Annotated in this window: 8 protein-coding genes and 2 pseudogenes; 4 read left to right on the forward strand and 6 right to left on the reverse strand. The window is 64.7% G+C overall.

Annotated elements, in window-relative coordinates:
• The 3 genes and pseudogenes from BMI01S_RS13300 to BMI01S_RS13310 all read right to left on the reverse strand — a co-directional run bounded on the left by BMI01S_RS13300 (window position 1) and on the right by BMI01S_RS13310 (window position 2,667).
• Window positions 1–1,446 (reverse strand): NAD-dependent succinate-semialdehyde dehydrogenase, encoded by a 1,446-nt coding sequence (locus tag BMI01S_RS13300; RefSeq protein WP_028230403.1) that lies wholly within the window; start codon window positions 1,444–1,446, stop codon window positions 1–3.
• 167 nt (window positions 1,447–1,613) lie between these two features.
• Window positions 1,614–1,874: pseudogene (locus BMI01S_RS13305) on the reverse strand (glutaminase); the annotation flags it as partial.
• A gap of 193 nt (window positions 1,875–2,067) precedes the next feature.
• Window positions 2,068–2,667 carry a hemerythrin domain-containing protein gene (locus tag BMI01S_RS13310; protein ID WP_028230405.1) on the reverse strand — a complete coding sequence of 200 codons (600 nt, stop codon included), beginning with the start codon at window positions 2,665–2,667 and terminating at the stop codon, window positions 2,068–2,070.
• A 212-nt stretch (window positions 2,668–2,879) separates the two neighbouring features.
• Here BMI01S_RS13310 and BMI01S_RS13315 point away from each other — a divergent pair, with 212 nt between their 5' ends.
• Window positions 2,880–3,425, forward strand: a complete 546-nt coding sequence (locus tag BMI01S_RS13315) for a hypothetical protein (protein WP_028230406.1) — start codon at window positions 2,880–2,882, stop codon at window positions 3,423–3,425.
• 475 nt (window positions 3,426–3,900) lie between these two features.
• Window positions 3,901–6,204 carry an FdhF/YdeP family oxidoreductase gene (locus BMI01S_RS13320; RefSeq protein ID WP_028230407.1) on the forward strand — a complete coding sequence of 768 codons (2,304 nt, stop codon included), beginning with the start codon at window positions 3,901–3,903 and terminating at the stop codon, window positions 6,202–6,204.
• Window positions 6,205–6,301: 97 nt separating this feature from the next.
• Here the strand turns inward: BMI01S_RS13320 and pdxR are convergent, their stop codons facing one another.
• Complete coding sequence (pdxR, locus tag BMI01S_RS13325; RefSeq protein ID WP_028230408.1) at window positions 6,302–7,828, reverse strand: MocR-like pyridoxine biosynthesis transcription factor PdxR; 1,527 nt, start codon at window positions 7,826–7,828, stop codon at window positions 6,302–6,304.
• A 188-nt stretch (window positions 7,829–8,016) separates the two neighbouring features.
• On the opposite strand from pdxR, the gene BMI01S_RS13330 reads away from it, so the two are divergent.
• Together BMI01S_RS13330 and BMI01S_RS13335 are read left to right on the forward strand one after the other, a co-directional pair.
• Entirely contained in the window at window positions 8,017–8,769 is a 753-nt protein-coding gene (locus BMI01S_RS13330) for an SDR family oxidoreductase (RefSeq protein ID WP_028210291.1), read from the forward strand.
• Window positions 8,770–8,876: 107 nt separating this feature from the next.
• On the forward strand, window positions 8,877–9,587 hold the full coding sequence (locus tag BMI01S_RS13335; RefSeq protein ID WP_028230409.1) for an SDR family NAD(P)-dependent oxidoreductase: 711 nt from the start codon (window positions 8,877–8,879) through the stop codon (window positions 9,585–9,587).
• 23 nt (window positions 9,588–9,610) lie between these two features.
• Here BMI01S_RS13335 and BMI01S_RS38965 read toward each other — a convergent pair.
• Both BMI01S_RS38965 and BMI01S_RS13345 read right to left on the reverse strand, forming a co-directional pair.
• A pseudogene (locus BMI01S_RS38965) lies at window positions 9,611–9,814 on the reverse strand (SDR family oxidoreductase); the annotation flags it as partial.
• Between the two features lie 311 nt (window positions 9,815–10,125).
• A partial coding sequence (locus tag BMI01S_RS13345; protein ID WP_042289450.1) for a glutaminase occupies window positions 10,126–10,359 on the reverse strand: 234 nt, incomplete at its 5' end.

Genomic DNA, 10,359 nt, shown 5'->3' on the forward strand with positions numbered 1-10,359 from the left:
TCAAATCATCGTGATCGTCACCGATTTGCTCTGCAAATAGGCTTCGAGTGCTTCGGGACCGCCTTCGGACCCATAGCCGGAATCCTTGACACCGCCGAATGGCATTTCGGCCGGTACGAGCGCCGCCTGGTTGATGAACAGCATGCCGGCCTGAATGCGCTGGGTCAGCTGGTGGACATTCGCGAGCGAGCGCGTGAACGCGTAGCTGGCGAGTCCGTAGGGCAGGCGATTGGCTTCGCCGATCGCCTCGTCGAGCGAGTCGAAGCCCCTGATTGCGGCGATCGGACCGAACGGTTCGTCGTTGAATACCGACGCTTCGAGCGGGACGTCGGTCAGCACCGTCGGGGCGAAGAAGTTGCCGTGCGTGCCGATTCGTTCCCCGCCCGTCGCAACCTTCGCGCCCGATTCACGTGCATTCGCAACGATCCGTTCCATGGCCGCCACGCGCCGCGCGTTCGCGAGCGGCCCGAGCGTCGTGCCCTGCGCCAGACCGTCGCCGACCTTCTGTCCTTGCGCGAGCGCGACGAACGCCTGTGCGAATTCATCGCGGATGCTGTTGTGCACGAGAAAGCGTGTCGGCGAAATGCAGACTTGACCGGCATTGCGGAACTTGGCGCTACCGATGACCTTGGCCGCGAGCGCAATATCGGCGTCGGCGGCGACGATCACGGGGGCATGGCCGCCCAGTTCCATGGTCGAACGCTTCATGTGCGCGCCCGCCAGTGCCGCGAGTTGCTTGCCGACCGGCGTCGAACCGGTGAACGTGACCTTGCGGATGACCGGGTGCTTGATCAGGTACTCGGAAATTTCGGCGGGATTGCCGTACACGAGACCCACCGTGCCGGCCGGCACGCCGGCGTCGACGAAGGCCTGCAGCAGGCCCGCCGGCGATGCGGGGGTTTCTTCGGGGGCCTTCACGAGAAACGAGCAGCCGCTCGCGAGCGCGGCCGACAGTTTGCGCACGATCTGGTTGACCGGGAAATTCCAGGGCGTGAAGGCGGCGACGGGACCGACCGGATCCTTGATGACGAGTTGCTGGGCGTTCGGATTGCGTGCGGGGACGACGCGGCCGTACACGCGCATCCCTTCGTCGGCGAACCATTCGATGATGTCGGCCGCGCTCGACACCTCGATTTTCGATTCGGCGAGCGGCTTGCCTTGCTCCATCGTCATCAGGCGAGCGATGTCCTCGGCACGCTCGCGCACGAGGCCGGCGGCGCGGCGCATGACGGCTGCACGTTCGGCGGCCGGAACCCGGCGCCATTTCTCGAAGCCCTGTTGAGCGGCAGCGAGCGCCCGGTCCAGGTCGGCGATGCCCGCATGCGCGACCTTGCCAATCGGCTCGCCGGTGGCGGGGTTCAGTACGTCGATGGTGCGGCCGTCGACGGCCTGGGACCATTCGCCTGCGATGAGCAACTGGACGTCGGGATAGACGGGGATATTCATGAGCGTCTCCTTTGAAAGTGCGTCGGAATAGCTTGGGTGCCGCGTGGGCACGTAGAGTACGCTATTCTTTGGAGGCTTGCTCAGTCCCAAAAAAGTGCCAGCGAATCCGGAAGGGGTATCGGGACGACGGTTCGCACGAGACCTGGCGTTACGCCATCACCGCTGCGTCAAAAGATCGAGCGGCCGATGCGCGTGCTCAGCCACGCCAGGGCCAGCGAGCCCACCAGCGAATTGCCCGTCGCGTCGAGTCCCGGCGACCACACGCATACCGCGAATTCACCGGGCAGCACCGTGACGATCCCGCCGCCCACGCAGCTTTTCGCGGGCAAACCCACGCGGTAGACCAAGTCGCCGGCGGTGACGTAGGTTCCGCAGGTCAGCATCAGCGCCGAAAGGCGCCTGGCCGAACTCGCGTCGAGCACGCGCTCGATGCTCATAGCCCTCGCCTGGCGGCAGCCAGACTTCGGACACGGCATCGACTAGCGGGTGTGCCGATTCGCGTTCCTCGCGATAACACCAGATGGCATACAGAACTGGGAACGCAGAAAACGTCACTCCGAACGCCGCCGTGAGCGTCTGAGGGTGCGGTCAACGTCGCGCAGTGGTTGCGCGGCGGTTGTCCTACGAGTCGCGGTGCCCGGCTGGCAGCGCGCGGCGTGTCCTGGGAAGGCAGTGCCGTATCGCCAGCATGAGAGCCGAACCCACTAACACCGTCGCGAGTGGAAACGTGCCGGCGGTATTGAGCGCGATTTCCATCGGACGTTCGCGGAGCAGTTGCATGCGACGTCGTGTCATCGCCGCACCGAGCGTGTGTAGCTCCTCTTTTAGCACGCGCTCCGCATCGGGCAGCAGGATCGTTTCCTCATCGGCCACATGATGGGTGACCTCGCGAATCAATTGATGAAAGAGGCCGTCATATGCGGCGTCGTCAGGCCCCATCGCGCGCAGCCTGGCGATAGTCGTGCGCATTTCGTCGTGTTCCGGACGGCTTTTCGTGAGCGTGCTTTCGTTGCCGAGTGCCCGGTCCAGCGCGGGGTAGAAGATTTCTTCCTCGAGCTGCGCATGGATTTCGACGGCGGTGCAAACGCCATTGACGATCGCGCGCTTGCGCCACCACGGCGTGGACGAATGATACCGGTGTGCTGCGGCGAGCACGTGCATATGATCGAGCCGGATCAAGGCCGTGATCGTCGGCGACATCGATGAAGCGCTATCAGGCATGGTGGTTCTCCGTGACGCCGGGGGCGCACGTGGTGGCCTGTGGGCCCCGCGTCCCTGGTTGGCTCGGTGGCTCAGCGCATTCGCCGTGCCCGCGCAGCCGCGCGCCGAGCCTGAACGCCTGGTCGGGCGATGCGCGCCGCCATCAGCGCGGGAACGCATTTGCGTGGCCGGAAGCTACAATTGGCCGTCAATATCAGCAGGGAGTGAAGCAGATGAACGATGCGTTCGAACGCCGTGCACTTCTACTGCATCTCGCAGATGTGCTTGAAGCGGTGAACTGGCTCATTAATCATGGTCTCGATCGCGAAGCGGTGGGCCAGCTTGCCCTGACGAATGAAACGCTTAGCCGCTTGCCACTGCTTCAGCAGGTGTCGGCGCATATGACATCGACGCAGTTCGTGCGAGCGGCTACCAGCGCATTTGTCGAATGGCCACGCGAGTTGCTGGAGCCCACACTCGATCGCAAGCGTCTTGCCTCGGCTGTCCGGCGCCACCTGTTCGAAGACAACACGGACGGCTGGCGTGCCTACGTCGCAGGGCTACGCGCCGAGGTGCCCTGGTTCGGTGTCGGCTTGCCGGTAGCGAGGCCCAGAGGGGACGCTCGTGCTTCATCGATCGCCGCGAATGTGGCCGGTCCCACGTCGAAAGAAGCGTCTGCCGGCAGCGAACCGGCGCAGCGCGATCAACCGGTCGAAGAGGAGCGGGGAAGCGTCGAGGCCACGCCTGGCATCTATCCGACGTGGCCGTGGAAGTCCTGAATCCCGCGTGCGAGATAGCGACGTACCCGATCACGCGGAGACGAAGGGATGCCCGGTCTGCTGGCCAGGTGCCAGTTTTTCCAATGATCAGCCGGTCTTTACAGACCTCGTTTCATTAGCAGATAGCGCCGCCAGTGGGCACAGCCGCTTGCGAAAACGGGTTCACAGTAGCGGCGACGCACGGTTCAGCCGTCGTTTACCGCCTCGCCGATCGCGGTGACCAGCATTGGCACCCAGCCCGCCTCAATTGCACGACGGTCTCGGGTTGCGAGCCTGCTTGTGCGATCTCCACAGGCTCCCGTCGGCGAGTCATCCCAACGACTTCCCTTGCGATATGCGTATGTGTGCCGCGCCCGAGCCGCCCGCGCGGGGCTCACGCGGCGGCGGCCCCCCGACCGGCGGCCAGCGCTGGGCCGACGCACGGAACGCCGCTTGCTGAAACAGCACGCAGTGCTATTTCCAGGAGGTTGCCGCCATGAGCAAAGACAGCAAAGCCCCGTCCTATCCCTTTGCGTCCGGCGGCTGGGGATCGCTGAAATCGGTCGCCGGGATCCTCACGCAGGAAAAGGTTCCCCTCAAAGACAGCACCATCCTGCTCAAGCAGAACAAGCCGGATGGCTTCATGTGCGTGAGCTGCTCGTGGGCGAAGCCGGCCGATCCGCACATGTTCGAGTTTTGCGAAAGCGGCGCGAAAGCCACCGCCTGGGATACGACGGCGAGGCGCATGACCCCCGACTTCTTCGACGTCCACCGCGTCAGTTCGCTGCTGAGCTGGCCCGATCACGATCTCGAGGAAGCCGGGCGGATCACCGCACCGATGCGCTACGACGCGGCAACCGACAAGTACGTCGAAGTCACCTGGGAGCAGGCGTTCGCCGAGATCAGCCAGGAGCTGAACGCGCTCGATCCCGAAACCGTCGTGTTCTACACGTCGGGGCGCGCGTCGCTGGAAACCGCCTACATGTACCAGCTGTTCGTGCGCATGTACGGATGCAACAACCTGCCCGACAGCTCGAACATGTGCCACGAGAGCAGCAGCGTCGGGCTGAAGGAAGCGATCGGCGTCGGCGTCGGGACCATCACGCTGGAAGACTTCGGGAAGACGGATCTGATGTTCTTCTTTGGACAGAACACCGGCACCAACAGCCCGCGGATGCTTCATCAGTTGCAACACGCGCGCGAGCGAGGCGTACCGATCATTACGTTCAATCCGTTGCGGGAACCCGGGCTCGTGTCGTTCGCGAACCCTCAGTCGCCGGTGCAGATGCTGACGCCCGCGCAAACCCGGATCAGCACGCAGTATCACCAGGTCAAGGCAGGCGGCGACACCGCGGCGATGCTCGGCCTCTGCAAGGCCGTCATCGAAGCCGACGATCAGGCTCGGGCGCAAGGTCTGCCGCGTGTGCTCGACGTCGAATTCATCGATACGCATACCACGGGCTTCGAGGATTTCGCCGCGTGCGCTCGTGCGACCGAATGGAGCGAGATCGAGAAGATCAGCGGTCTCGGCCGCGCCGCGCTGCTCGAAGCCGCCGACGAGTACATGAAAGCCAACGCCGTGATGGCTCACTACGGAATGGGGCTCACGCAGCACCGTCTGGGCGTGCAGAACGTGAGAATGCTGTGCAATCTCTTGTTCCTGCGCGGCAATATCGGCAAGCCGGGGGCCGGCCCGTCGCCGATCCGTGGGCATTCGAACGTGCAGGGCCAACGCACCGTCGGCGTCACCGAGAAGCCCGAACTCGCGCCGCTCGATCAGCTCGCGAAGCAGTTCTCGTTCGAACCGCCGCGCAAGAAAGGCATGAACACCATCGAGGCATTCGAGGCGATCGTCAAAGGCGAGGCGAGAGCCGTCGTCAACCTGGGCGGCAACCTGGTACGCTCGGTACCCGACCGTCTGCAAACGGAACCCGCATGGGCCCGGCTGCGCCTGACCGTCAGTGTGGCGACCAAGCTCAATCGCAGCCATCTGGTACACGGGGAAGTGTCGTATGTGCTGCCGTGTCTGAGCCGGATCGAGACGCACCGTACGCCGAAGGGCGATCAGGCGGTGTCGATGGAAGACAGCACCGGCTGCATGCACGGCTCGCGCGGCGTCACCGAGCCGGCCAGCGACAAAGCGCGCGCTGAGCCGTTCATCGTTGCCGGCATCGCGAAAGCGACGCTTGGCCAACGCTCGACTATCGACTGGGACGCGTGGCGCGACGACTATGCGCTGGTGCGCGACGAGATCGCGAAGACTTACCCCGAGATCTTCCACGACTTCAATGCGCGCATGTGGGAACCCGGCGGCTTTCACCGCCCGTTGCCTGCTTGTCAGCGGCAGTGGAAGACCCAATCGGGCAAAGCCGAATTCATCGTTCCACATTCGCTGGGCGAAGACCCCGATATGCCCGAGAAGGTGCCGGATGCGCTGCGCCTCATGACGCTGCGCAGCGACAGCCAGTTCAATACGACGATCTACAACCTCGGAGACCGCTTCCGCGGCGTCAAGGGCACGCGGATGGTGATCTTCATGAACAAGGCCGATATGGAGAAGCGCCAGCTTCGCGAGGGCCAGCAAATCACGTTGCAGACGATCGCGGACGATGGCATCGACCGGCGCCTCGCGGGGCTGGAGGTAAAGGCCTACGAGATTCCCGAAGGGTGCATCGGAGGCTACTACCCGGAGTGCAATGTGCTGTTGCCGCTGTGGCATTACGCAAAAGAAAGCAAGGTACCCGGGGCGAAGTCGATCCCGGTGCGCGTCGTGGCTCCCTCGGGCAGTGCTCTCCGATGAGAATGCTCGCGGTGGATGCGAACATGAATCGGGGTACGGCGAGGCTTTGTGCGGCAGGCCCCGTCAGGAGTGGCAGAAACGTTGATGACCCGGTCAGCTAGCCGTCCAGACAAGCGCGCAACTTTCGCGCGAGGCGGCTAGCATCGTCGGCACTGGCGATATTCGCGAAGCCCATCACGAGGCCGCGCGGCGTGCGGCGTGTGCCGGCGTTGGCATACCAGATCGAAAGCGGCAGCACGGCGAGCCCCGCCTCGCGTGCGCGCGCGGTAACGGCAACGTCGTCGACCGGGCCATCCGGGCCTTCGGCGAACCGCGCCGCGAACTGGATTCCGCCTGGTGGCAATTCGACGATCAGCCGTTCGCCGAACGCCAGCTCGAGTGCACGGACGATCAACACGCGCCGCTCGGCGTATAGCGCTCGCATGCGCTTCAGATGCCGCGCAAAATGCCCCTGCTCGACGAAGTCGGCCAGAGCGGCCTGCAACAAGGTGGGCGATCCCGCGTTCATGCTGCGCGCCACCCGCCCGACGCGCTCTACGGCCCGCTCGGGCACCACCGTATACGCGAGCCGCAGGCCGGGAAACATCACCTTGCTGAACGTGCCGCAATAGATGACATGATCGTGCCGGTCGAGGCTCTTCAATGCCGGCAGCGGCCGGCCCAGATAGCGGAATTCGCTGTCGTAGTCGTCTTCGACGATCCAGCTCGATGCCTGTTCCGCCCAGTCCAGCAGCGCCATGCGCCGGGCGAGCGACAACGTGTGCCCAAGCGGGCTCTGGTGCGACGGCGTGACCAGCGCGAAGCGCGCTTGCGCTGCGAGCTGCTTGCCGCGTTCCACATCGATCCCTTCGTCATCGACCGGCACTGCGACGAGATGCACGCCGGTTTCGGCGAGAAAACCTCGCGCAAGGAGATACCCCGGATCTTCGTACCACACGCTGTCGTTCGGGCGGGCGAGACTGCGCAGCAGGAGCTCGAGCGTCGCACGGTAGCCGCCGGTCACGAACACCTGGTCCGGCACGCAGGTCACGCCGCGCGAGAGCCCGAGATACGTGGCGATGTGTTCGCGCAGCGGCCGGTAGCCGGCAGGATCCGGATAGGCGAGCAGCGCGCGCTCGCCGCCTCGCGCGCGATGCGCAACGAGACGATTCCAGACCTTGAGCGGAAACGCGTCGAGCGCGGGAAGGCCGGGTTGGAGCGGTCGCGGCTCGCCGCTCATGGCGGCGGCAATGGCTGGCTGGTGCGGCGCCGGTCGAACGCCTCGCGCATCACCCGGCGTTTGCGGTACGGCCGGGCTTCCGGTGCTTTGCCTGCTGTTCTGTTCGTTGGCGCCTCGCGCACGCAGGGAGTGCGTGATCGACGCCGGCAGCGAGGGCGATACGAACGTGCCGGCTGCTCCGCGCATCTGAAGGTAGCCTTCGTCGACGAGGATGGTATAGGCCAGTTCAACGGTGCCGCGTGCGGTATTCAGTTGCGTGGCAAGACTGCGCAGCGCGGGCACGCGCTCGCCTGGGCGCAGGTGCCCCGCGGCGATCGCGGTTCTGAAGCGCTCGCAGATCTGCAGGTAGATCGGTAACTGCAACTGCCGGTCGATATCGACGGTGAATGCGTTAGGCGCGGTCATGACATCCTGGAGGCAAGCGGACCGGAATCAGAATGTCCTGGTCCGCTCGACAATTCTTGGCACTTTTCGATGGTTCATGATCTTCCCACAATGGCCTCACACGATGCGACGGCGGCGAGGGCTTTCCCCGATGCCATGGCTGCCAGCCGCTTTGCCGTGTCAACTGAATCTCATCTGGAGAATGTGCCATGAAGATCGTCGTAATCGGTGGTTCCGGCCTGATCGGCTCGCGTCTCGTCACGCTGCTTCGCGAAGCCGGTCATGAGGCGCTCGCTGCGTCGCCGCGCAACGGCGTCAATGCCGTGACGGGCGAAGGCCTGAGCGAGGCGCTGGCCGGCGCGGACGTCGTCGTCGATGTGGCGAACGCGCCTTCGTGGGAGCCCCAGGCGGTGCTCGATTTTTTCCGCACCGCGACGCGCAACCTCGGCAAAGCCGAAGTGGCCGCGGGGGTACGCCATCACGTCGCGCTGTCCATCGTGGGCTGCGAGCGCACGCCGGATAACGCGTACTTCGTCGCCAAGGTTGCCCAGGAAGAGGCGATCGAAGCGGCTGGCGTGCCCTACACGATCGTGCGCGCGACCCAGTTCATGGAGTTCATCGGCGCCATTGCTGAGTACGGCACCGTAGACGGGACGGTGCGCGTTGGGGAAGGACTGTTCCAGCCAATCGCCGCGGACGACGTCGCAGCAACCCTCGCGCAAATCGCGCTTGCGGCGCCGCTGAACGGCACCGTCGATATCGCGGGCCCGGACCGTGAATCGTTCGCCGCGATAGTCGGGCGCTATTTGAAGGCGGTCGGCGATCCTCGCCCCGTGGTGACGGATCGGGATGCGCGCTACTACGGCGGTCGCGTCGAGGAACAATCGCTCGTACCGCTTGGCGACGCGCGCATTGGCCGCATCAGTCTCGATCAGTGGCTGGCGCAGGCAACAAAGGGCTAGTTGCAGGTTTGCGCGGAACATCGACCACCATGCCCGGCGTCTGGCTTTATCGAAGCCGTAGACGCGGCGGGCGTGGCGGACGGGCAATCAATATTCAGGTCTTGAGCATGAGCACATCACAAAAGGTTGTCGTCGTAACCGGCGCCTCGCAAGGTATTGGCGCCGAAGTGGTCAAGGCGTTTCGCAAGCTCGACTATCGCGTCGTCGCAACTGCGCGTTCGATCAAGCCGTCGGACGACGCGAACATCGTGAGCGTCGCGGGTGACATCGGCGACCGCGAAACCGCAGAGCGCGTCATTACGGAAGGCGTCGCACGATTCGGCCGGATAGATACGCTGGTGAACAACGCCGGCATTTATATCGGCAAGCCTTTCACCGAACACACCGTCGAGGACTACACGGCAGTGATGAACGTGAACATGGCGGGGTTCTATCACATCACCCAACTCGCCATCGCCCAGATGGAAAGGCATTCGAGCGGCCACGTGGTTAGCGTGACGGCCAGTGCCGTCGACACTGCGCACAGCGGTGTCTATTCGGCACTGGCAGCGCTGACGAAGGGCGGCCTGAACGCCGCGACGAAGTCGCTGGCGATCGAGTACGCGAGAAAGGGGATTCGCGTGAATGCCGTCGCGCCCGGGATCGTCAAGTCGCCGATGCACGCCCCGGAAACCCATGGTGCGTTGGGCGCCTTTCATCCGTTGGGGCGCATGGGCGAGATGAGCGATATCGCCGACGCGATACTCTTCCTTGATTCCGCGCCGTTCATCACCGGAGAAATCCTGCACGTCGACGGTGGCCAGAGCGCCGGCCACTGAGTTGAAACGGGCACCGCAAGTCGGTGCCCGGTCGCGTGCGAGAGCGCGCCGGGCGTCGTTGTGGAATCGGCTATTCGTGCCGCGTGGCGAGGCGACTTGATGATGCCGGGAGAAACCGCATTGGCACGAATGCCGCGCTTTGCGTACTCGATGGCAAGCGAGCGCGTTGCGGCCGCGAGACCGCCCTTGGTCAGCGAGGCCAGCACCGACGGCACGCTCGGCACGGCGCGAAGCACGCGCTATCGCACCGACGTTTTCGCGCAGTACGATGCACAAGCGGACGGCGAGATCGCGAAGATCATCAAGGAAAACGAGATGGCTTCGGCCGCGACTGCGGCACAACCGTCGGCACAGCATGTGGCGGCCCGCGAGCACAAGGGGAATGCGGGCTAGCAATGGCTGGCCGCGCAAAGCGGCTCAGCTCAGCGCATCGGCGTCCGCGGCCAGCGCTTCGGGTACCGCCTCGCGCAAGTCATCGGTAAACCTCGGTCGGCCGTCTCCAGCGCGCATGCGCCGCAGCGAACCGCCCACCGCCGCGTCAAAAAATCGAGCGGCCGATGCGCGTGGTCAGCCACTCCAGGGCCAGCGAGCCCACCAGCGAATTGCCCGTCGCATCGAGTCCCGGCGACCACACGCATACCGCGAATTCACCGGGCAGCACCGCGACGATCCCGCCGCCCACGCCGCTCTTCGCGGGCAAACCCACGCGGTAGACGAAGTCGCCCGCGGCGTCGTAGGTCCCGCAGGTCAGCATCAGCGCGGAGAGGCGCTT

The sequence above is a fragment of the Paraburkholderia mimosarum LMG 23256 = NBRC 106338 genome, assembly GCF_000739815.1.
Taxonomy (GTDB): domain Bacteria; phylum Pseudomonadota; class Gammaproteobacteria; order Burkholderiales; family Burkholderiaceae; genus Paraburkholderia; species Paraburkholderia mimosarum.

Bases quoted from the DNA above. Each gene is read 5' to 3' on its own strand.
- BMI01S_RS13300 (WP_028230403.1), bottom strand. From the start codon at position 1,446: ATGAATATCCCCGTCTATCCCGACGTCCAGTTGCTCATCGCAGGCGAA.
- BMI01S_RS13310 (WP_028230405.1), bottom strand. From the start codon at position 2,667: ATGCCTGATAGCGCTTCATCGATGTCGCCGACGATCACGGCCTTGATC.
- BMI01S_RS13315 (WP_028230406.1), top strand. From the start codon at position 2,880: ATGAACGATGCGTTCGAACGCCGTGCACTTCTACTGCATCTCGCAGAT.
- BMI01S_RS13320 (WP_028230407.1), top strand. From the start codon at position 3,901: ATGAGCAAAGACAGCAAAGCCCCGTCCTATCCCTTTGCGTCCGGCGGC.
- pdxR (WP_028230408.1), bottom strand. From the start codon at position 7,828: ATGACCGCGCCTAACGCATTCACCGTCGATATCGACCGGCAGTTGCAG.
- BMI01S_RS13330 (WP_028210291.1), top strand. From the start codon at position 8,017: ATGAAGATCGTCGTAATCGGTGGTTCCGGCCTGATCGGCTCGCGTCTC.
- BMI01S_RS13335 (WP_028230409.1), top strand. From the start codon at position 8,877: ATGAGCACATCACAAAAGGTTGTCGTCGTAACCGGCGCCTCGCAAGGT.